Below are 24,893 nucleotides of genomic sequence, written 5' to 3' on the forward strand. Positions count from 1 at the left end.
CTATGGAAAATAATATGCAAATTTCGATGAAATGGATTTTTCTTCTAATCTTATTTGTTATGTTAAGTAAATACAATATATATATAGGATTTTCCTTGAAGATATATATGATTTTCTTAGTTATATATTTTTGTTTAACAATTAAAAAATTTCATATTCGAAAGCTATATTTTCATGAAGTTGTATTTTTATTATTCTATTTCATCTATTGTTTAAGTGGTATTCTTTCCGTATATTTAAGTGCTAGTATTCGTATGATTTTTGGTGTAATACTTGTTTTAGGATGCTATTTTATAATGAGGAATTTATTGAGTAATACGGAAATCGTAGTACTTGAAGCGTCCATCGTTTACGTAGGATTAGTATTTAATATTGTAAGTTTGATACTCTATATAATCGGATTACAATATTTTGGATTACATGGCGGGGAAGAGAGAGAAATTTTTGCTGGGTTATTAGTTGATAGAGGGTATCCAAGATTAATTGGATTATTAGATGACCCAAACATTTATATTTTTTATAATACAATATTTTTCATGTATTATATGACAAATTTATATAATGCGACCAATGTTATAGGATTAATTTTATGCGTTACGACGAGTTTATTAACTTTTTCAAGGGGTGGTATATTAGCGATTGTACTTGTCGTTTTTGTATATATATGTATGTCTAGTTTTGCTAAAAAAATAAAAATGATTATGAGTTTAGTATTGTTTGGTGTAGTTATTTTTAGTTTATCGAATAGTGTAATGGGTGGCCAATTGGATGGTATATTGAATAAACGGATTTCTGATTTTGCGCATGATAATGGGAGCGGCAGATTTGCACTATGGGAAGCTGCTGTCAAATATTATTTGTCTAATCCATATATCGGTATTGGTGCGTTTAACTTCTCGAATTATTATGAGTATCAGTTTAATGAAAAATTATATGTGCACAATACATTTTTAGAAATTTTATCTGAATCGGGTACAATTGGTTTCCTTTTATATAGCTCATTTTTAATACTTTTAATGGTCAAGTTAACTAAGTATAACTTGTTCCGTGAAAAGCCATATCTGTTATTGACTATGATTGCATTTTTATTTCAGATGATGTCATTGTCACTGATTATTAACGAAGCATTTTTTCTATTTTTAGCGGTTGTTGTGAAATACATTTCAATATATGAAGGAAGGGGAAAGGTAGATGGTAAAATGTCTATCAGTATATAACGAGGCACCTTATGTTTCCGTAATAACACCTTCTTATAACAGTATACGATTTATAGATGAGACGATTGTATCTGTACAGAACCAATCATATGAAAATTGGGAAATGATTATCGTTGATGACGCTTCAACAGATCAATCTGCTGTCAAAATAAAACAAATGATAGAAGGGGATTCACGTATTCGATTATTATCGTTAAAAGAAAATATTGGTGCTGCTAAAGCACGAAATATTGCGATAAAGGAAGCGAGAGGAAAATATATTGCTTTTTTAGATAGTGATGATATATGGTTACCACATAAATTGAAGACACAATTAGCATTTATGGAAGAAAAGAATGCTGCATTTTCGTATACTTCTTATAGTTTAATAGATGAAAATGGTAATGATATGAATAGAGACGTAAATGTACCAGAAGCGGTTGACTATCATTATTTAGCGGGAAATACAATTATTGGGTGTCTAACAGTGATGCTGGATCGCGAGAAGATTTCTTGTATTGAAATGCCCAGTGTGCAGCCTGAAGACACAGCGTTATGGCTGAACTTGTTAAACGAAGGATATGAAGCAAAAGGGATACAACAAGTATTAGCAAAATATAGAATAGTTACAAATTCTGTTTCAAGAAATAAAATAAGAGCGGCCTTCCGCTATTGGAAGTTATTAAGAGCACAAAAACCACTTAGTTCAGCGCAAATCTTTTACTATTTTAGTAAATATGCTTATCATGCCTATAGAAAAAATAAAATCAATGTAGTTGGGAAGACACAATTATGAATATACTGTTGATGACAGATAAATTGATAACTGGAGGAGCCGAAAGTTACTTCTGCAAATTGGAAAATAATTTGCAATACGAGAATTTTACGGTGTATACAGCTGCAGGAGATGGGGAACTATATCAATCTCTTACTAGAAAAGAAAATTTCATGCTACTTAGTCGATGGAATCATTTGAGAAATATTTATTACTTACGAAACGAGATTAATAAACGAAAGATAGATCTTATTCATGCAAATAGTTTGCGAATGGTATTATATGCTTTTCTACTTCAAAAGTTTATTAAGAGAAAGATAATAGTCGTTTATACGAAACATAATATAACGATACTAGAAAAGAAAATGCCAACGATTTTTCGTTACTTCATGAATAAATATGTGAATAACATTATTACAGTAAGTGAGTTTGAAAAGAATAATTTAATTTCTATTCGTGTAGCAGAAGAAAAAATCAAGACAATTTATAACGGGGTGGATATTGAAAAATTTTTATTCCAGCAGAAAAAGAAAGAATCTATTTATAAAGTCGGTATATTAGCTAGATTATCCAAGGAGAAAAACCATCAACTATTTGTTAAAATTGCAAATGTGTTGAAAAAGAGAAATGACTTTTTGTTTTATATTGCTGGTGATGGGCCAGAGAAAGAATCTATTATGAAAGAAATAGAAAAATATGACTTGCAAAAAAGTGTAAAGATGTTAGGGAATATTTCAGAGCCACATGAGTTTATAGGAAATATGGATGCCTTACTTTTATTATCTTTTCGTGAAGTGTTTCCAATGGTAGTAATTGAAGCGATGGCTACAGGAACACCAATCGTTTCGATAGATGTTGGTGGAATAAATGAAGCGGTAATAGATGGGGAATCAGGTGTTTTAATATCTGAATATCGCGAAAAAGAATTCGCAGATGCGCTTAAGGAATTACAAGGAAATGAAGAAAAGGTGAATGATATGAGAGTGAAAGCGCGAAAAAAAGCGGAAAAAAATTTCTCGTTAACTAAAATGATAGAAGAAACGAAAGATATATATGAATTAAACAAATGATCGTGGAGGTCGTTTGTTTTTTTATTATAGAAACTTTTAAGAGAAAACTCACATATTATATGGAAAAGGTAATATGAGGAGTGAATTTATTTTGTCAGAATATATTTCTTCACAAGAAGATTGTGCACCCGAAAATAGCGTTCATATTGATTGTTTTGGAGCAGTTCCGAACTCAGGAAATGATAGTTCGTTAGCGATTCAACAAGCTATTAATTATTGTGTAGCGAATCGAATTTCGACGGTAAGAATTACAGGGGTAAATACGTATAAAATCTTAAAGCCGATTGTTATTAAATCCAACGTAAGATTAGAGTTAGACCCTACCGTAACGGTGCAAATTGATGGAGATTTTAATGCGTTTGAGCTACAAAGTAATGCTTCTATAACTGGTGGTACGATTCAAGTTATGAATCAAGTATTTCAGTCATCTGTTATTTATGTGTCCGGTTCACAACAAATAGAAGTACCTAATCAATCTGTTATATCAAATATAAATATAATAAATACAACACCATCATATAAAGGAAAAGCTATACATTTTTATTGTCAAAAAGCATGGGATTATATTAGTTTCTTTCAAGTTAACTGTATTCAAATTAAAAACTTTCAAACTGCAATATATTTGAAAACAGAATATGTAGATGACATAAATACACCTTGTTGGATTAACGCAAATGTATTTCAATCTATATTTATTGATGGATGTCAGTATGGAATTGAAGTAGATGGAAATAGTGATTTACCAAATGAAAGTTCAGGAAATACGTTTCATGATATTCAAGTACAATGTAGACAGCAAACAAAAAAAGTAATTCGTTGCACGGGTGCGTATAATACATTTAACTGTATGATTTGGGATACGTACCGGATGAGTAGTGAACCAATTGTAATTGAATTTTCTTCGAACTCTCATCGTAACTACCTTTTTTCAAATTTGCTTTCCACAACGATTGTAGATAAGGGACAATATAATGTTTGTACGTCAACCTATGAAGAATCACTTCGAATTCAGTTACCGATAACATTAAATAAACCGCATTTAATAGGGAATCAAGATGATATTTTAGTAAATGCTCAGCAGAAATATAATATTAAGCAAGTAAGTGGGAAATTACCGTACGGGGGAAATCTCGCAAATTGCTTTAATTTAATAGATGAGCAAAGTGTAAACTATATTGATGTTCCAGATAGTAATCCAGTTGTGATTGAACTGGATTTTACGAAAAACCCAATAAAAATGTTAAATTGTTTTGGGATGTATTTTGGATGGGGAGAGAGCCCAAAGAAAATTAAAATTGAATATGCATTAAGTGCAACTGGAAGTTGGGTTATCGCATCAGATGTTCCATTAAATGTTGGCGATACAATTATATCGAATATGAAGGCGAGTCAGCTATATAAAGTAAGAATTACATTGAGTGGTTACGCTCAAGACCATAAGCGTTTTCGAATTAATCGTATTTTTGCGAGGTCTTCTATGGAAAATGGGAATGCTTGGTTAGCGACAACTGGTGGAAAGATGTTTGGAGATATTGAAATAGAAGCAAGTAAAGGAATAATTATGAAGACTGCTAGTGGAGTGAAATGGAAAGTTACTATTAATGAAGCTGGTCAGCTTATTACGACTAAAATAACTTGAGACGATGCTTTTTGTATAACCTTGGACGAGTTACTAGGTAATGCAATGGATTTAATTTGAAAGAGAAAAGTATAGTCTGTGGAATGAAAAAGAGATTGTAGTTTTGTTTCAATCAAACTACAATCTCTTTTTTTGTTTAAATTAATTCCACCAAATCCAACTCCAAAAGTAATTTCGTATATTCCGAGGAGTAATTCGTATAAAGCGTTCACCGTCAAAGAAGCAATTTAAATTTGGAAGTATTTCATCTGGATTTTCTGGAATAAAGGTGACGATGTTTTCATTACTTATAATGGTTACTATGATTGGTGGATCGGTAGGGGTAGTTTGAAGCTGTAATGAAACATTTGCCGTGTTTTTAAATTCATTATCAAGAGGCTGATTTATCACTTGTACTGTGAATAACACAAAAATTGTTTCATTTGGTTCCAAATTAGTAGCGATTAGAAAACCGATATTCGGATTTGCTAATGGAGAGCGCTCCCCATTAATGAAGACAGTGCCGTTCATAAATTGTAAACCTGCTGGAATGGTATCTTGTAAAGAAACGTTTGAAAGTGAAATATCAGAAGTGTTCGTAATCTGCACCGTATAGTCAAAATATTGGTTTAAATAAGCTGAGCTAACGGAAGCATTTTTCATTACGGTTGCCGTTATAAACTGAACTGGTATACGAACAATATTCGAATTAACAATGAAAGTAATAATCGGATCCTGTGGTGTCAATTGGAAAGCGGCTGTAACTGTTGCGGAATTGATAATCGTATTGTTTGAAGGGAGAGAAGTGACGAGAACTTTAAATGTTATAGTTGCCATTTCATTTGCAGGCAAAGCACCAATGTTAATACCAATATCAGGACGAACATTTGGAACCGGGTTCCCGTTAATCGTAACACTGTTTTCTATAAATATTGTACCAACTGGAATTATATCTAAAACGGAAGTACTTATTGTAGGAATTGGGGAATGATTAAATATCTCTAATGTGAATGTAATACTATCTCCTATAACGACGATAGATTTGTCAGCTGTTTTTTCAATGCGAACCATTGGATCAACGATTGTTGTTGTAACGGTATTTGTTTGCTTTGTAATTGTAATAGGTGGTTCGGTTGGATCAATGGTAACAGCATAAGAAATAGAAGCATCGTTATTTATTACGGATTGAAGGGTAGAAGCAGATATTGTTACTTGGAACGTAATAATAACAGATTTATTAGGAGCAAGATTGCCTAACGTAATACCGTTTTCGGGATTTGCATTAGGCTGATTGATTCCGTTAATCGTAACACTGCCAGTAACGAAGGTTGTATCTACTGGTACGATGTCTATGGCAAGAATATCTTCAATATTAACATTACCACTATTAGTAATAGTAATTGTATACGTTAAAGTTTGACCGGGTAAGGCATTCGTGACATCAGCAGACTTCATAGCAATGACATTATCATCTTGGACGGTTGTTGTGACTGTATTCGTTGTAGTCGTATTTGTAACGGGTAAGTTATTTGGGTTGACTATATAGTTAAAAGTCGTAATTGCTTTGTTGTTGAGTTCATTTGGCGTTGGAATAGAAGTCACCGTTACTTGGAATGAAGCGATAGCATTTCCACCAACAATTATAGTACCAATTGGTATACCGCTTACTGGATTAACTCCCGGAAGCATTTCTCCGTTTACAATAACACTATTATCTATAAACGTAGTACCTTGAGGAATAATATCTTGAATGTTTACATCATTTGCTGAAACATTACCAGTTTGATTTAGTGTAATCGTATACGTTAACGTATCACCGACCGTTGCGAATGCAAAGTTAACGGCTTTATTACTAATTAAATTTGCGTGATTAATTTCTGTCACGGCAGCTGATGAAATAATAGTTTCGGTAATAGGTGGTCGATTCGGTAAAGTGTATTCATATTCAATTGTACTCGTGTTAGAAATTGGATTTGTTTGTGGAATCGAAGTAACTCGGACTTGGAATAGAATGGTTGCTGCCGTATTAGGTGGAATGTTATCAATTTGTATACCGCTAAGTGGGTTGTCATTTGGACGAGCGTTGCCATTCACAATAACACTATTCTCTATAAAGCTCGTATTTGCTGGAATGATATCTGTGACAATAATGTTTTCCACTTGTATATTTCCGTTATTTATGATGGAAATTGTGTAAGGGATGATAGTTTGTAAGTCAGCGTATTGGATAGGAGTGGTTTTTGTCGCAATTACATTAGCAAAAATCACTTCAGTGAAGGTAATATTACTAGTCGATATTTGTTCTTCCCCATTTATTGTATACCGAGAGGTTGATTGATTTTGAATGTGACTGCTAGCTGGAAGAGCTACGGCGGTAACAGAAAATGTAACTGGGATAGAAATGTTAGGAACAATCGTTCCTACAAGTATACCGGCACTTGGATTGGCGTTAAGCTGAGGAATATGATTTACTAAAACGCTACCGTCTATAAAGGTTGTTCCATCAGGAATATCGTCTGTAAATACAACAGCAGTAGCATCCGTATTCCCTGTATTTGTTAAAGTTGTTGTATAAGTTAAAATGTCACCAATTGTCACAGAGGTGAAATCAACAGTTTTAAGTGAAACGATATCAGCATCATTAATTTGAACGAAAGTAGTATTGGAAGTAGTAGATTTTTGAATTGGTGCAAAGTCAGGGTTAAAAATAAAGTCGTAGACGATGTTTGCAGTATTAGGTGTTGGATTTACAGTTGGTAAATTCGTAACAGAAACTTGGAATGTTATTGTAGTCGTTTGACCTGATGCAATATTAGGAATGGAAAAGCCAATATTAGGATTTGCTGCAGGAAGTACAGTATTGTTAACTATTACGCTTCCTGGAATAAATACTGTTCCACTCTCTATAGTATCTGTAAAAAAGATGGAGTTAGTTGTAGTAGATCCGTTATTTTGAATTAATACTGTATATTCAATGGTTTCATCGATATTAGCTAATACTTTATTAGGGGATTTTGTTGCGATAAGAATAGCATCAATAAATTGTATATTTGTACTATTGGAAGAGGTCGTTTCTGAAATTGGTGGTACGCTTGGTTCCGGTTGATACTCATAGTGAATGACAGCGATATTATTAATATTATTTTGAGAAGGTATAGAGACTACATTTACTTGGAACGTAACAATAATCGTATGATTTGGAAGAATTATATCAAGATTGATACCGGTAATTGGATTTTCGTCAGGTCTTGGTATGCCATCTACAAGGATGCTATTTGGAACGAATGTAGTCCCAGCTGCAATTGCGTCAATTAGGAGGGTATTTGTAATAGGTATTGTACCAGAGTTCGTAACTGCGACTGTATATGTGATAATTTGACCGATGCGTGTAATAGATCTATTAGCAGATTTAATTGCACTAACATTTGCCGTTCTTACTTCAGTGTTTACTGCATTTGATAATGACTGGCGCTGAATAATAGGAGAGCTAGGGTCAATTTGGTATTCATACGAAGTGTCTGAAATATTAATGACGGTATTGCCGGAAGGTATACTTGTAAGTTGTACTTGGAATGAAATAGTGACTGTTGTATTTGGTTGTATCGTGCCGAGAGTTACTCCGTTTTCAGGATTCGCGCCAGGCTGAATCACATTATTTATTGATAAGCTATCTTCAATGAATATAGTACCTTCTGGAATGTTATCAATGAACATAGTATTGTTAGCTGGAACGGTTCCTATATTTTGTAGTGTATTTGTGTAGGTAATAATTTGCCCAATGGATACAAAAGTTACATCCGCCGCTTTAACAGAAATAATATTTGCATTTTGAATCGATGTTGTAACAATATTAGAATTTGCAGAGCTATTCACTGGTGGAGCTGTAGGACTACTTACATATTGGTAAGTTACAGAAGATTGATTTATAATTTCGGTTTCAGTAGGTGGATTGTTTGTTTGCACTTGGAATAGTATCGTTTTGGAACCGTTTGATGGAATCGTTCCAATCGGTATTCCGTTTTCTGGATTTACACCTGGCTGCAAGACACCGTTAATTGTGACACTATCTGGAACCAATGTAGTCCCAGGTGGAATAGAATCTGTGAAAATAATATTTATTGCGTCAACATTTCCTATATTTTTTACTTCAGAAATATAAAGTATAGTTCCTCCAATATCTACATTTATTGGGTTGGAGGTTTTTGTAATTGTCAATTGTGCTTGCACGAAATTTGTAATGACGATATTACTTGTAGAGGTTTCAGTAATAGGCGGTTGCCCTGGGTCTGGTTGAATTGTATATGTTGTATTGGATTGATTTATAATCGATTCTTGCGAGAATGGATTGTTAATAAGAATTTGGAACGAAATAAGGTGAGTAGCGTTTGCGGCCAGGTTAGGCAAAGTAACACCTACATTTGGATTGGCACCAAGTATAGTTGTTCCGTTAAGAGTAAAACTATTTTCTACGAATGTAGTCCCATTTTGAGTAGAATCTAAAAATGAGAGATTAGTTGCTGAGATATTTCCGTTATTTTCTAATGTTATCGTGTAGGTCAAAATATCGCCATTTGTTGCTTGTTGTGCATTGACTGCTTTTAAAGAAATGATAGTCGCATCTGAAATTTGTGTGGATGCTGGATTAGAAGTAATTGTACGAGAGATGATAGGAGCAGTTGGATCGGTGATAAAAGTATAGTCAATACGGGCTGTATTAGAAATTGGATTCACGCTTGGAATGGATTGAACGATAACTTGGAATGTGACGGTGACAATTTCTGACGGCGCGATGGCGTTTAATGGTATCCCTACGTTTGGATCGGCACCTGGAACTGAAACGGTATTAATGGTCACGCTATTAGGAATAAATGCAGTTCCTTCTGGGACCAAATCTGTTAAAGTAACTGTATTTGCAGTTGTATTTCCGTTATTTTGAACGACTACGGTGTAAGTGATTGTACCGTTAGTAGATTGTACGAGAGAATCTGTATTTTTAATTACGGATAACGATGCATCAACGACAGCTGTATTAACCGTATTAGATGAGGATGTTGCGGTAACTGGAGGTTGACTTGGATCGACAATAAACGTGTAACTTGTAATGGCTTGATTTATAATCGCCCCTTGCGGTGGAATAGAACTTGCAAGAAATTGGAACGTAATAGTAGCAAAATCACCTGGTGCGATAATGCCAACTGGAATACCGAGAGTTGGACTTGCATCTGGAAGTGAAATTCCATTTAACGTAACGCTATTTGGAACGAATACTGCACCTACAGGAACTCCGTTTATGAGCAATACAGAATTTGTAGGTAAGTTTCCGGTATTTGTTAATGTTGCTGTATACGTAATTATATCTCCGATGGATACGATTGATCGATTTGCTTCTAAAACAGTAGTAACGGTAGCGTTATTAATTTGTGTTGAAGCGCCATTAGAATTTATTGTGCTTGTAACAGGAGGAGCAGTCGGATCAACAATGAATGTGAATTGAATAGATGCAACGTTTGTAATTGGATTTGAAGGTGGAGTAGATGCAACTATGACTTGGAAAGTAACAGTTAAGGAACTGTTCGCGCTAACGGTTCCGATATTAACTCCGTTATTTGGATTTGCCCCTGGAATGGTACTTCCATTTACAGCAAAACTATTTTCAATAAAGGTCGTTCCTGATGGAATCAGGTCTGAGAAATTTAGATTCGTAGCGTTTGTATTTCCACTATTTTGAATCAAAACTGTATAAGTGATGGTGTCTCCGATATTTGCAAAGGCTGTATTAGCAGTTTTTACGGCCGAAAGTATCGCTGAATTAATAGAAGTAACAAACACATTCGTTTCCACATTGCCAGGCTGAGCTTGTAATGCATTTCCTACGTTATATTGGAAGTTAACAAATCCTAAGTTTTGGAGTTCAGGTGTGAATGTTGTTGGGTTGCTTACAATTTGAACTTGGAATACGATTGTTACGATTTGATTTGGATTTATCGTATTTATGCCAACACCGTCAATGATAGAAGCGGATGGCAATGAAGTGCCATCAACAATGACTGATCCTGCAACAAATTGTGTCCACGATGGTATAGGGTCTGAGAAAACAACGTTATTAGCTGGGATATTTCCTGTATTCATAATAGTCGTTGTATACGTAATTGTATCACCAATCGTTGCAAAAGCTTTATCTCCTATTTTAAGAGTAGTTAAAATAGCACTTTCAATTTGTGTTGAAACGCTATTAGAAGCAATGTTTTTTGAAACGGGAGGATTAGCAGGATTAACGATATGTTGAAAACTAACGCTAGCTTGATTGGTAATTGGATTTATAGGCGGGATTTCATTTGAAGTAATATGAAATTCTACGATGGCAGATTGGTTTGGCGCAATATCACCAATTGGGACGCCTGTAATAATATTTGCATTTTGGATAATAGTTCCGTTAAGTGTAAAACTATTCGGTTCAAAGGAAGTTCCGTCTGGAATAATGTCGGTAAAAATAACATTCGTTGCACTAACATTTCCGCTATTTGTAATAGTAACGGTGTATACAATATCCTGCCCGATATCTACCGTTGACACATTTGAATTCTTTTGTGCAGTAAGGATAGCGCTATTAATTTGTATTGTCGTTGTATTAGATTGATTGGAAGCTGTAATAGGTGGCTGGCTAGGATCAACGACATAATGGTATGTGGTAGAAGCAGAATTAGAAATTGGATTAAGTGTTGGAAGTGTAGTAACAGTTGCTTGGAATGTGACGATTGCCGTATTACCATCAGTAATTGACCCAATATTTACACCGGTAGATAAATCGGCATTTTGGATGGTTTGCCCATTAACTGTGAAACTATTCGGAACGAAACTTAAATTGCTATCAAGAATATCGATAATAGTTACATCAGTTGCAGCCACATTCCCTGTATTAGGAAGGTTAAGTGTAAATGTTATTGTATTACCAACATCGGCAAAAGTAAGATCTGCTGTTTTTGTGCTAATAATATTTGCGTTATTTATTTGAAGAAGTGTAGTGTTGGAGCTGGCTGTATTCGATAACGGCGGATTAGTTGGATCAACAGTAAATTCATATGTCGTTGATGCTATATTTGGTACTGGATTACTAGTTGGAATGCTGTTCACTGTAACTTGAAAGACGATACTGTATATTTCATTTGGTGGAAGTGCTGCAAGTAATACACCTGTATTTGGATTCGCATTAGGTTGTAAAACGCCATCGACAGTTAATGTGTTAGGAACAAATGTGAGTCCACTTGGTAATACATCTGTGAATACAATATTAGTTGCATCGGTATTCCCTACATTCGAAATAGAGGTAGTGTAAAAAGCCGTTTGCCCAATATCTGCATAGGATACACTTTCATTTTTCGTCATAGATAATATTGCTTCTCTAATTTGAGTTGAAACAGGATTACTAATTGAAGTTTCTGCATCAGGTGGTGAGACTAATTGATACGATGTTGATGAGAAATTTACAATTGGGTTTTCAGTTGGTAATGAGGTCACGTTTACTTGGAATGAAACATTTACTGTAGTCCCAGCTGTTATAGGGCCGATATTTACACCGTTTGCAGGATCCGCACCACTTTGAGGAATTCCATTAATAGAAAATGTATTTGTAATAAATGTAGTTCCGCTTGGCACGGTATCTGTGAATATAACATTTTGTGCGGAGGAATTTCCGTTGTTTGTTAAAGTGACAGTATAAGTGAGTGTGTCTCCGATGCTGCTAAATGCTTTATCAACTTGTTTCGATGAAAGAATGGTAGCTGTATTAATTGTAGTAAACACTGTGTTTGAAGTAACATTTCTTGAAACAATCGGTGCATTTGGATCCGTGATAAATGTGTAAGAAGCAGCAGCTGAATTGGCAATAGGATTTTGAACAGGGGTAGCAGTAGCGATAACTTGGAATGCTATAGATATTGAGCTGTTAGGAGCAATTGATCCAATTGTTATACCTGTATTAGGATTGAGTCCGATTTGTGTGATGCCATCTATTGTAACGCTATCAGTAATAAACGTTGTACCATCTGGTATAAGATCAGTGAAAGTAATATTCGTTGCATTTGTATTCCCGTTATTCGTCACACTCGTCGTATAGGTAATGGTATCACCTAGTGTTACAAGCGTTTGATCGACTGATTTTACCATCGTTATCATAGCATCTAGTACAGGATTTGTAACGATATTAGTTGAAGTAGAAGTTGTAACAGGAGTTCCGTTTGGATCAACAGTATAAGAATATAAAATTGTGTCATTACCCATAATCGAATTTGAAGGGGAAATAGAAATAACATTTACTTGGAAAGTAACAGTTATTATTTCACCAGGTGCGATATTTGGTATATTTACTCCAAGTGCTGGCTGCGCACCAGACTGCTGAACTCCATTTATTGTGACTGAATTTGGTATAAATGTAGTGCTAGCTGGAATAGCGCTCGTAAATGTGATATTAGTTGCTGATGTATTTCCTGTATTTGTAATAGTAGTTGTATACGTAATCGTATCTCCAACAGAAATGATAGATTTATCAGCAATTTTTGTTGTAGTTAATATTGCGCTATTTATTGTCGTAGTCACGGTATTAGATGAAACGGTTTGTGTTATAGCGGGTTGACTTGGATCGACAATATGCTGAAATTGTACAGAACTAGAATTAGGGATTGGATTTATACTTGGAATGTTTGTAACAAGTACGTTGAGAGTAATAACGGCCGTTCCGCTTGGGTTTATATTTCCAATCTGTATCCCGCTAGCTGGATTTCCAATTTGTTGTGTACCAGAATCGTTTGTTAGAGTCCCGGAAATAAATGTCGTTCCGTCAGGTAAAATATCTGTGAAAATTATATTTTGTGAAGTTACATTTCCAGGGTTACTTAATGTGATTGTATAAGAAATTGTATCGCCGATCGTTGTATAATTTTTATCCGTGGATTTAACTAGTGCAATTTCCCCGGAATTTATTTGTGTAGAAACAGAGTTGGAGGTTGTATTTCGTGAAACAAGTGGTAAATTCGGTCCTATCATAAATTGATAATTAATAGAAGCACCGTTTACAACAGGTGAGTTTGGTCCGCCTGGTCCGATTGTGAAAATTGGATTCGGAATGCTAACTACTTGCACACGGAAGGTGACGTTTATAAAATCCTCTGCAATAATATCCCCAATTGGTATCCCATTCGCTGGATTTACTCCAGGTAATAAAACTCCCCCTACTCGAACGCTATCTTCTATAAATACTGTATTATTCGGAATTGGATCTGTAAAAATGATATTAGTAGCAGTCGTGTTTCCGATATTTTCTAATAAAACTGTATACGTTAAAAATGAATTTCCAGGTGCGACGTCAGAAAATAGTCGATTCACACTTTTAGTTGCTTGAATGATTGCTTCATTTATTTGAACTAAGACCGGATTACTAGTAGCCGTTTCTGTAACAGGCGGCTGAGTAGGATCAACAATGATAGAGTATGTTGTGCTAGATTGGTTCAATGTTGGATTTGTAGCTGGTATTGAGCCAACGATAGCTTGAAAGCTAATGGTTGTTGTTCCTCCAACTGGAATTGGGTCTAAAGGAACCCCGTTATCTGGCCTAAAACCGAGTTGTGGGATGGTGTTAATTTGTACGCTATCAGGAACGAATGAAAGTTCAGTTGGTAATATATCGATAAAAACAGGTGTGTTTGCAGTAGTATTTCCGCTATTGGTAAGGGTGGTTGTATACGTAATGGTATCTCCAACAGCAGCAAATGTACTGCTTGCAGTTTTTGTTGCGATAACGGAAGCAGTATTTACTTGTGTAAAAGTTTTATTGGATTGAACTGTTCGTGAAACAGGCGGTTCATTTATATCTACAATAAAACTATATTGAATCGATGATTTGTTAGGAATTGGATTAGGGTTTGGAAGCGTTGTAATGTTTACTTGAAAACTAAGTGCAACCGATGCATTTGAATTCATATTACCAATATTGATACCGTTTTGTGGATTTGCATTCGGGACGGTCACACCATTTATCTTAAAGCTATTTGGGATAAAGGCAGTACCATTTGGGATCGTATCGGTAAATACAATGTTGTTAGCAGTAGTATTTCCTGTGTTTGTAACAGATGAAGTGAATGTAATTGTATCACCAATCGTAGCGAAAGTTGTACTCGCATTTTTATTTAAAACTAAAGTAGCGTCAACAATTGGGGTAGCGGTCGTGTTTGTTACAGTGCTACCAATAGCAGGTGACTGGTTTGGATTAACTGTATATTCATAATTTACAAGGGCGTTATTTGTTAAAGTACCACTAGGAGGAATTGCGAGTATTTTTACTTGGAATGTAATGAATATAGTATCTGCTGGTGAAATATCGTTTAACTGAATTCCTAGTGAAGGGTCTAATCCAGGTTGGGAAACGTTATTTATCGTAACTGAATCCGGGATGAAGGACGCGCCTGGTCCAAGTCCATCTGTTAAAACAGTTGCACTAGCAGGGATATTTCCTGTGTTTGTAACTGCAATCGTATAGGTAACGATATCTCCAATTGCAGCTGTCGGCGTATTTACTGACTTCGTAGCGACAATAGTAGCATTGTTAATTTGAGTTGTTATTAAGTTGCTTAGTGCATTGGCGGATGTTGGAGGTAAGTTAGGATTTACGATATATTGATACGTTGTATTACTTTGATTCGGGATTGGATTCGGATTTGGGATGGAATTTACTTGCACTTGGAACGAGATGGTCGTATTTGCATTCGGATTTATTGGATCAATTGCAATTCCGCTTGCTGGATTTACATTAGGAATTATGTTTCCATTTACTGTTACACTATTAGGAATAAACGATGTCCCGTTTGGAATTACATCTGTAAATATCACGTTTGATGCAAGTGTGTTCCCAGTATTCGTTAAAGTAGTCGTGTACGTAATAATATCATTTACGTTAGCAAACTGTTTATCTGCAGACTTTGTAGCAGCAATCGAGGCGTTATTAATAGTTGTTTGTACAGTGTTAGAAGCAACCATCTGCATTACAGCTGGTTTTGATGGGTCGTACGTGTATTGGAAGGTAGTGCCTGATTGATTTGTAATCGGATTTACTGCAGGAATAGTTGGTACAAAAACTTCGAATGAAACGGTACGTGATGAATTTGCTCCGATCGTACCTATAAAAATGCCATTAGCAGGATTTGCATTGGCGATAGGGACACCGTTAATCATTACACTATTAGGGAGGAAGGTGGTACCCGCTGGAATGATATCTGTAAACGTTACATTAGAAGTAGGAATGTTTCCATTATTTGTTAAAATGGTTGCGTATAATATGACATCATCAACATCTGCGAAGTTTGTACTGGTTAGTTTCGTAGCAACAACATTAGCAGTATTAATTTGTGTAGTTACTATATTGCTAGTAGCGTTTTTAACAACAGCAGGTAAATTTGGATCAGCGATAAAGCTATATTGAAGTGCAGCGCTGTTTTGAACTGGATTTGGTGAAGGTAGCCCATTTGCACTTATTTGAAAAATAATCGTTGTAAAGCCACCAGCAGGAATTGTACCGACTTGAAGACCAACACTTGGATCCGCACCTAGCTGTAAAGCACCACCTATAAAAATACTATTTGGTACGAGAGTTGTACCGGTAGGAAGTATATCAGTAACAACAACATTATTTGCTGGAGTATTGCCAAGGTTAGCTAAAGAAATAGTATATGTGATTGGTAGCCCGACATCGGCGATAGTTAAATCTACCTCTTTGACAATACCAACATTTGCTAAATTAATTTGTGTACTTACAGTATTACTTAAAGATGTTTCTATAGTTGGTGGATCGCCTGGATTTAGAATAAAGCTATACTGTGTACTAGATGAATTTATCGTTGGATTTTGTACTGGTAAAGAGGTGACAGTTACTTGATAAGAGACGGTAAGTGAGCCGTTAGCAGGAATGGAAGGTAACGGAACACCGATATTTGGATCGGCGTTATTTTGGAGCACATCGTTAATAAGGAAAGTGTTTTGGATAAAGGTAGTACCATCTGGATTAGTATCTACGAAAGTTGGACTGTCAGCAGAAACGCTTCCTGCATTCGTTAAAATAACGGTATAAGTTAATATATCCCCAGTGGTAGCGAATGCTCGGTCCACTGTTTTTGCCGAAATGACATTTGCATCATTAACTTGTGTAAATGTAGTGGTGGAAGTTGTGTTTGTACTTACAGGGGAAGCATTTGGATCAACGATAAAATTATAGGAAACGGAAGCGCTATTCGAAATAGGATTAGGGTTTGGAATGCTAGTTATTAATACTTGGAATGAAGCTGTAATTGTAGTACTAGCATTGATACTACCGATATTGATGCTAGCTGGTGTAACGCCCGGCTGAGTAACACCGTTAATCATAACACTGTCTGGTACAAAGGAAGTACCATTCGCAATGGAATCGGATAGTAATACATTGTTCGCCGCAACGTTTCCGTCGTTTGTAAGAGCAAAGGTGTAAGTTAATACATCTCCAACTTCTGCAAACGTTTGATCTACAGATTTAATAGCTTGAACATTTGCTAGTCTAATTGTTGATGAAACAGAATTAGAATTTGCTGCTTTTGAAGTTGGTGGCAGACTTGGATTTACAGTATAAATATAAGAAGCGAAAGCGTTATTAACGATAGGATTTTGTGCAGTAATATTGATGACTGTTACTTGGAAAGAAAGGGTAAAAGTAGCTCCGCTAGGAATTGTACCGATAGGTAAACCAACGAGAGAATCTACATTTTGTAAAACGCCATTGAGTGTTACAGAACCTGGTGTTAATATCGTACCATTTGGAAGTGGATCTGTTAGCTGTACGTTAGTTGCGGCTGTATTTCCACTGTTTGTAATAAGGATAGTATAACTTATTGTATCTCCAATAGTAGCAAATTGTTTATTTGTAGACTTTGTTAATGTTAAATTTGCATTGTTAATTTGAGTAGAAACGAGATTAGAAGAAATGTTTTTTGTAACGGGTGATTGACTAGGATTGACGGTGTACTGATAAGAAGCGCTTGATCCATTAGATACGACATTTGATGGAGGAATTGTATTTACTACTACTTGAAATGAAACATTTTTGGTCGTGCCAGTTGGGATAGATCCTATATTCACACCATTAGCCGGATTTGCGCCAACTTGTGTCGTGCCATCTATTGTTAAACTGTTTAGGACAAAAGTTGTTCCTGTAGGAATGGCATCTGTAAAAATAACATTGTTCGCATTCGTATTCCCTGTACATGTAAGGGCAACAGTGTAAGTTAGTGTATCGCCAATATCTGCATAGTTTTTATCTACTGCTTTCGTCATTGTTACAGTAGCATTATTCACTTGAGTGGAGACAATATTTGTCGTATCAGTCCCACTTACTGCCGGTTGATTTGGTACAGGAATGTATTGATATGTTGTTGTACCACTATTTAATATTGGATTTGTTTGCGGGATAGAAGGAACGAATACTTGAAATGAAATAGTAGCAGTAGAATTTGCAGCAATAGATCCAATTGATATACCAGTAGCGGGATTTGCGCCAGCTTGAGTCACTCCGTTAACAGTTACACTATTAGGGGTAAAAGTAGTCCCGCTAGGAATTGGATCCGTATATATAACGTTCGTTGCAGCGATATTTCCTATATTAGCTAAGGAAATACTGTAAGTTAATGTTTCACCAATATCGGTAAATAGTTTGTTAATGGATTTTGTTCCATTAATATCTGCTAGGTTAATTTGTGTACCAGCAGAGTTGCTTGTTGCAATACCGCTAAAAGTTGTTCCTCCAGCAATTGGTGTATATTGAAAGGTAATATTAGCAGTGTTAGCGATAGGGTTTTGACTTGGAAGAGAAACGACAGTCGCTTGGAAAGTTACTGTACGAGAAGAGCTATTATTAATTGTCCCAAGAGATATACCGGCGGACGGATTTGCATTTGTTTGTGGTACGTTATCTATCGTTACGCTGCCAGGTATAAAGGAAGTGCCATTAGGAAGAATGTCTGTAAAAGTAACGTTATTTGCAGGAAGAAGACCGGTGTTAGGAACAGTAACTGTATAAGTGAGAATATCTCCAATTGCAGCAACACTTTTATTCACGCTTTTAGTTGCTTGTATATTAGGTGAATTTATATTGATTTGTAAGCCGACTGTATTTAGCATATATGCGTCACCGTTAGTTGTTAAACGGATTGCAGCGGAAACTTGGGAGTTTGTTAAATAAGGAGAAATATCAATGGAAGTAATGTCCCAGCCTTGCCTACCAGCAGAGATGTTGGTGCTTGAAGAGGCACTTTGGTTTCGCGTTCCAAATGTCCCAGTTGTATCTAAGTTCCCTGCAGCATTATTAATTTGAGAACCAAAGAAATTATTTACAGCATTGTTTGGCCCAGACAAAGCATTTAATGAACTGAAATTTGGTCCAAATAAAGCTTGATCCCCGGTTAAATCAGCATCTCCTTCAGTAGAGCTTAAAAATAATCTCCCGCTTACAGGCCCTCCAGCAGGTGTTAAAAACCCTGAGACAGATACATCGGCACTACCAGTTTCTGCAGAAACACGGTTACCAGCTACGTAAATTGTTAAGTTTCTTGCGGGTAATGTCCCGTTTTGGTAAGCGACGATAAGCGTCCATCCAGCCGAATTAATTGTTCCATTAGAAGCATCTATAGGATCTACAAGTCCAGGGACAGCTCCCGTAGTATAAGAACCAGAACCTCCAGCTTGAATAAGAGTTGTTACATCTGCTGAGCGTGTATAAAATCCAAATGTGACAGATCCAGAAACAAAAGTTTGATTTGAAGCTGTAACAGCTGAAGGGGTAATCGAGTATGTTGACACAGGTGTTGTGAAAGAAACGGGGTTTCCTAATACACTCGTAATGTTTTGATCACGAGATAAATAGTTTCCACCCCAAACAAGTTCTGCGTAAAGAATAGTACTACCAGCAGGGATATTTAAAATAGCAGTAGAACTATTTTGTGTATAGTTTAACGTTGTACCTGCAGGAAAAGTAGTTACTTGTAAAGCAGTATTCGTAGTTACGAATGCACCAATTGCCCCGATTGTACCAGCACGGTTTTGGTTACTAATTTTACTTAAGCCTAAAGTGTTTCCTGTAATAGCGAGTGCGCCGTTAGTGGTGGTAGAAAATCGATTCGTAATGGGCATGTTATCACCTCATTTACAATATAGTCTTGGTCAAAATAGAATATGTGTGTGACAAATAAAGGGAAACATGTACAAGTTGATTTGGGAAGATTGATTCAAATGTCTAGATAAGGGGATGGAGTATGATTGAATTGGAATTTAGGGTGGAGCGTCTTAGAAAAGAAAAAATAGAGGATATTGTTGCATTATCTTCTTATATTGGCTGGGATTATAACAGAGAAGAAATTGAAACGATTTTCAACTCAGGTATTGTATACGGCGTATGGAATGAGAGAAAGGAACTTATTGCTAGCGCTGCAATTATATTATATGGGGAGAAATTAGCGTCTATCGGAATGGTGATTGTACATCCAAATTATAAGGGAAGTGGGATTGGAAAGGCGATAACGAATTCATGCATCAAGAGCGTATCGGCTCAAACTCCAATTATGCTTATTGCTACGGATGAGGGGAAGCCTTTATATGAAAAATTAGGATTTAGGGCAGTAAGCTATGTTTCTAAATACATATGTAACTCGTACAATGCGAATGATCATTGTGTAGGAAATGGAGATTGTATGATGAATTATGAAGAGTGTGATTTAGAAAAAATAATAAAAATAGATGAATATGCTTTTGGAACAAATAGAAAAGAGTTTTTAAAGAAAAGAATTATACAAAGTGAACAGTGCATCGTTGTAAAGGACAACAAACAAAATGTATTAGGTTACGGTTTAAGTATACAAACACCAGAAAATAAAATAATAGGACCGGTCGTTGCTAAAAGTGATGTGGTGGCAATGAGAATAGTACATGATTTAGCAAAAGGGCATAACGGAAAATTAAGAATAGATGTACCAGAAGGAAAGAAAGATTTTATGAAAGAATTAGAGGTTACTGGTTTTAAAAAAGTGAATACACCACCAATTATGATGAAAAATAATGCTCAATTTTTGAAAAGAAATGGAGAATTATATAGTATTGCAGCACAAATTTTTGGATAAAAAAGAATCCTTTCGTGAAAAGGATTCTTTTTTATCGTTCATTTAATCACGATATTGGTCATGAGTTGGTTGAAAGAGATCTTCCTCGATATCTCTCACCATAGAAAAATGATCAACGTTATAATGACCGTGTAAAATCTTATTATGGTGAGAGATAATTTGCTCTGCAGACAATACGTTAGAATCAGTTGTTGAATGACCGTTTTTAATTAACGTAACATCAAAGCCTTGTACAGTAGCTGTCCTAACAGCGGTGTCGATGCAATGTTCTGTTTTACAGCCACCTATAACAATGTGATTGATTTTTTCTTCTTTTAAAAGTTCAAGTAACGAAGTACCGTAGAATGAATTTGTTGCTGCTTTATTAATAAGGGTTGCAGACTGAGGTACTTTAATTTGATTATGTACTTCAAAGCCCACGCCACTACCAGAAGCAACATCGATATCTCTTACGAAAACAATAAGAGCATTTGAATCTATTGCTTTTTGTACAGCTGTATTTAGTGTAGCTAATAGCTCAGTTTTACGAAAAACTTCATTTTCTTGTTCATTTCCATCAATTAACTCTTGTTGCGCATCAATAATTAATAGTGCTTGTTTCATTTTGTATCCCCTTTTATATGAAATAAATTCCACTTTACATATTCTTTCATATTGTAAGGAAATCCTCCATTGTAAGCGAAGTAGACGATTGATTTACAAAGTTGTCAAAGAAATTTCATTCTCATAGTGTGTAAAAACATGTATGATAGGAAGTGGAGAATTTTTGAGTAGGTGGGAATATCATGCAAACAGTAGAAGATTATCTTTCATTCTTACATACGAAAGGATTTAAACTATCAGAGGAAGCACAAGGATTTATTATGTTCGGACAAGGATATACTGGTTCATCTGATGGGATTGTGAACGCAGCAATAGAAGCGACGATTAAACATCAATTGCAGTTTGATGGCAGTTATTTTGTAGCGTTATTAGAACGATTGAAAGAAGAAGAAATTACAGATAAAAAAAGCGCTAAGGCTTTTATGCGGAAGTTACAAGCGTAACTTCACGCAGCCCGCGCTTCTTTTTTTGTTTTGGAAGGTAATTCAACAAAAATCATTCCTAAGAAAATACAAAGACACCCAACGATAGCAGAGACGGAAAGCTGCTCGTTTGCAACTAGAACGCCTGTTAATGCAGCAAAAACTGGTTCCATTGCGAAAATAATTGCTACTCTCGTTGGAGATGTATGTTTTTGTGCTGATGTTTGAATGAAAAAAGCAATGGATGTTGCAAACAGGGAAGTTAGAAAGAGTGCGAATAAAAAGGACTGATTCGTCCATAGTGATACTGAAAATAATTTTTCCCAATCTTCAAATAAAAAAGCGCAAATAGAAGAAAACATACCAACAGCTAATACTTGTGATGTGCTTAATAATAAAGGGGATATTTTTTTAGAAAAGAACCCGTTAATGAGAATATGCGCAGCGAATGCGACAGCACAACCGAGAACGAGTATATCTCCAATGTTTAATTGAAAAGAATCACCAGCCGTTAATAAATACAAACCTGCTGTTGCTACAGCAATACCAAGTACGATGAAAATTGTAGCCTTTTGTTTTAAAAAGATAAAAGACAGAATCGGAACCATAACGATACTAAGTCCAGTTAAGAAACCAGCTTTTGAAGACGTTGTATAAAGCAAGCCGAATGTTTGTAATAAATAGCCGACAAATAAGAAGAACCCGACCATCAATCCAGCTAAACTACTATGTTTTAATTCTTGTTTTGAAGTTTTCTGTGAGAAAATCATTTGAACGAATAATAAAATAATTCCAGCGAATAAAAAGCGAATGCCATTGAAAGTAAATGGCCCGACAAAAGACATAGCATTTTGAACGACAACAAACGTAGCTCCCCAAATAAAAGAGACAAATAATAAAGCAAGAGGAGCAATCCAATTTTTTTTCACAATCATACCCCCGTTAATTTTGTAAGATAGCTTTTCTAGCTAATTCATCAGCTACTTTATTTTGACTACTTGGAATCCACTTAATAAAAAAGAGGTCGAAACTTTTTATGTATTGCAATGCTTCTTCTAATAGTGGTGCAAACATTTTATTTTTTGCGTATTCTTTTTCAACAGCTCGCTCAACAAGCTGAGAGTCTGTACGAAAAGATACAATGCTATAATTATGCTCCGTGCAATACTTTAATGCTGCAAGTAAAGCATGGTATTCTGCTTCATGATTGGACATTGTCCCAAGTGGTAATGATAATTGTACAGGCGGTTGTATGCCTTTAATAAACACTCCCGCACCAGAAGGGCCAGGATTTCCTTTTGTTGCACCATCAATATATACTTCAATCAAAATGCGAAACCTCCAAATTATAAGATTATCCCCTACTTAAAAGTGTTCTCGAAGTAGGGGATAGAGTACTTATCCAATTGTAATGCTATAACGACATGTAAATGTTTCATTCGCTTGTAAAGACTGAATTCCTTTTTTTTCTTTGAAATCTTTTGCTGGTTTTACTTCATCAGCGATTCCATACCAAGGTTCAATACATAAGAAAGGTGCGTTGTCTCCTGGTGTCCATACGCCGACAAATGGGAACCCATCAAATTCTACTTTTACAAATTTATTATGCTTATGTGAGCGAATCGAAATTTCATTCGTATTCATATTTTCAAAAATAAGTGCGTCATTTTTGAATAGATCGTATGTAAGTGGTAACTCTTTCGTATTTTCAGCGATTAGTTGCTTGTTACTTGAAAGATAAGGTCCTTCTAGTACACTTGTTTCTAAGCGTTCTGAACCATTAAATGATAGATGATAATCTGTAAATGATTCGCCGTCTACTAATGGGAAATTGAATCCAGGGTGTGCTCCAATTGAGAAGAACATCTCTTTTGAAGAAGGATTATTTACTTCATATGTAACATGTATATTTTGTTCTTCTAACTCATAAGAAACAAGTAATTCAAATTCGTATGGATACTTTTGTAGTGTCTCTTCATTACTCGTAACGATATAAGTGATTTTTGTTTCACTTTGCTCTTTTACAGAGAAGGTAAGATCACGAGCAAAGCCGTGTTGAGTTAAAGAATAAGGTTTTCCATCTACGTAGTATGTATTATCTACTAATCGGCCGACAATGGGGAATAAAATAGGTGCACGACGTCCCCAATAAGTAGAATCACCTTGCCATAGGTATTCTGTGTTGTCTTCTTTTAAGCGAAGGCTTTGCAGTTCTGCACCTTTGTCAGAAGTGGAAACGATCACTTTTTCGTTTTGAATTGTTGCGGTCATGAAGTGAAACCTCCTAAATATTTCATATGTTTCATTATACGTTGTCTAAAAGAAAAAAGGTAGTTCATGATAGGAATCTATTGACGAAAGAGTGCCTATTGCGTAAAATATAATCTTGTTGCTTAAAAACGAATAACGTGGTTCGAAACCATCCCACGTAAAAAAACTAAGGAGATTTTGTCATGAATATAAGAACATTAGTCGGAAATGGTATTTTAGCGGCATTATATATTGCTGTTTCTATGCTTATTCAGCCATTTGGCTTTACGAATGTACAGTTCCGTATTTCAGAGATGTTTAATCATCTCGTTGTATTTAATAAGAAAGCAATTTACGGAATTGTATTAGGTGTATTTTTAACGAATCTCTTTTTCTCACCAATGATCGCTTACGATTTGGTATTTGGAGTAGGGCAATCTATTCTTGCGCTAGTTGCAACGATTATATCAATGCGATTTATTAAAGGTGTTTGGGCTCGTATGATTTTTAATACAGTTATCTTTACGATTACAATGTTTATGATTGCAATTGAACTTCATCTTGCATTTGATCTGCCATTCCTATGGACTTGGTTAACATGTGCAGCTGGTGAATTTATTGTAATGGCAATCGGTATGCCTGTAATGTACTGGGTTAATAAGCGAGTGCAATTTGAAAGGTTTATGTAATAGATGAAAGAGCTGTTCCTATAGGGGATAGCTCTTTTTGTATGTGATTATAGTGAATATAATACTGTGACTCTTGATAAAATATAATAAAA

At 35.4% G+C, this 24,893-nt stretch carries 12 protein-coding genes and 1 riboswitch; of the genes, 7 read left to right on the forward strand and 5 right to left on the reverse strand.

Annotated elements, in window-relative coordinates; translation table 11 throughout:
* Positions 1 to 2: 2 nt before the first annotated feature.
* The 4 genes from MR065_RS15070 to MR065_RS15085 all read left to right on the forward strand — a co-directional run bounded on the left by MR065_RS15070 (position 3) and on the right by MR065_RS15085 (position 4,680).
* Positions 3 to 1,217, forward strand: coding sequence for an O-antigen ligase family protein (locus tag MR065_RS15070; protein WP_242214208.1), 1,215 nt, complete (start codon positions 3 to 5; stop codon positions 1,215 to 1,217).
* Positions 1,192 to 1,992 (forward strand): glycosyltransferase family 2 protein, encoded by an 801-nt coding sequence (locus MR065_RS15075; RefSeq protein WP_242214209.1) that lies wholly within the window; start codon positions 1,192 to 1,194, stop codon positions 1,990 to 1,992. The genes MR065_RS15070 and MR065_RS15075 overlap by 26 nt, the downstream gene beginning before the upstream one ends.
* The gene (locus MR065_RS15080) at positions 1,989 to 3,041 is read left to right on the forward strand and encodes a glycosyltransferase family 4 protein (protein WP_242214210.1); all 1,053 of its coding nucleotides are present in this window, start codon (positions 1,989 to 1,991) and stop codon (positions 3,039 to 3,041) included. The genes MR065_RS15075 and MR065_RS15080 overlap by 4 nt, the downstream gene beginning before the upstream one ends.
* 91 nt (positions 3,042 to 3,132) lie before the next feature.
* Positions 3,133 to 4,680 (forward strand): glycoside hydrolase family protein, encoded by a 1,548-nt coding sequence (locus MR065_RS15085; RefSeq protein WP_242214211.1) that lies wholly within the window; start codon positions 3,133 to 3,135, stop codon positions 4,678 to 4,680.
* A 141-nt stretch (positions 4,681 to 4,821) separates the two neighbouring features.
* Here MR065_RS15085 and MR065_RS15090 read toward each other — a convergent pair whose 3' ends face one another.
* Complete coding sequence (locus MR065_RS15090) at positions 4,822 to 19,854, reverse strand: DUF11 domain-containing protein (RefSeq protein WP_242214212.1); 15,033 nt, start codon at positions 19,852 to 19,854, stop codon at positions 4,822 to 4,824.
* Between the two features lie 122 nt (positions 19,855 to 19,976).
* Between MR065_RS15090 and MR065_RS15095 the strand changes: the two genes are divergently transcribed.
* Positions 19,977 to 20,837 (forward strand): GNAT family N-acetyltransferase, encoded by an 861-nt coding sequence (locus tag MR065_RS15095; protein ID WP_242214213.1) that lies wholly within the window; start codon positions 19,977 to 19,979, stop codon positions 20,835 to 20,837.
* A 42-nt stretch (positions 20,838 to 20,879) separates the two neighbouring features.
* Here MR065_RS15095 and MR065_RS15100 read toward each other — a convergent pair whose 3' ends face one another.
* The gene (locus MR065_RS15100; protein ID WP_242214214.1) at positions 20,880 to 21,440 is read right to left on the reverse strand and encodes a cysteine hydrolase family protein; all 561 of its coding nucleotides are present in this window, start codon (positions 21,438 to 21,440) and stop codon (positions 20,880 to 20,882) included.
* Between the two features lie 182 nt (positions 21,441 to 21,622).
* On the opposite strand from MR065_RS15100, the gene MR065_RS15105 reads away from it, so the two are divergent.
* Complete coding sequence (locus MR065_RS15105) at positions 21,623 to 21,883, forward strand: DUF6123 family protein (protein WP_002117829.1); 261 nt, start codon at positions 21,623 to 21,625, stop codon at positions 21,881 to 21,883.
* 2 nt (positions 21,884 to 21,885) lie between these two features.
* Here MR065_RS15105 and MR065_RS15110 read toward each other — a convergent pair whose 3' ends face one another.
* The 3 genes from MR065_RS15110 to MR065_RS15120 form a co-directional block, all read right to left on the reverse strand.
* On the reverse strand, positions 21,886 to 22,791 hold the full coding sequence (locus tag MR065_RS15110) for a DMT family transporter (protein ID WP_141558125.1): 906 nt from the start codon (positions 22,789 to 22,791) through the stop codon (positions 21,886 to 21,888).
* A gap of 13 nt (positions 22,792 to 22,804) precedes the next feature.
* The gene (locus MR065_RS15115; protein ID WP_097902251.1) at positions 22,805 to 23,191 is read right to left on the reverse strand and encodes a reverse transcriptase-like protein; all 387 of its coding nucleotides are present in this window, start codon (positions 23,189 to 23,191) and stop codon (positions 22,805 to 22,807) included.
* A gap of 69 nt (positions 23,192 to 23,260) precedes the next feature.
* Entirely contained in the window at positions 23,261 to 24,133 is an 873-nt protein-coding gene (locus MR065_RS15120) for an aldose 1-epimerase family protein (RefSeq protein ID WP_242214215.1), read from the reverse strand.
* Positions 24,134 to 24,264: 131 nt separating this feature from the next.
* Positions 24,265 to 24,309, forward strand: a riboswitch (PreQ1 riboswitch).
* A 6-nt stretch (positions 24,310 to 24,315) separates the two neighbouring features.
* Here MR065_RS15120 and MR065_RS15125 point away from each other — a divergent pair.
* Positions 24,316 to 24,801 (forward strand): QueT transporter family protein, encoded by a 486-nt coding sequence (locus tag MR065_RS15125; RefSeq protein ID WP_097902249.1) that lies wholly within the window; start codon positions 24,316 to 24,318, stop codon positions 24,799 to 24,801.
* Positions 24,802 to 24,893 lie beyond the last annotated feature (92 nt).

This window comes from Bacillus cereus group sp. BfR-BA-01383, assembly GCF_022663495.1.
In the GTDB taxonomy this organism is placed as follows: Bacteria; Bacillota; Bacilli; order Bacillales; family Bacillaceae_G; genus Bacillus_A; species Bacillus_A cereus_AU.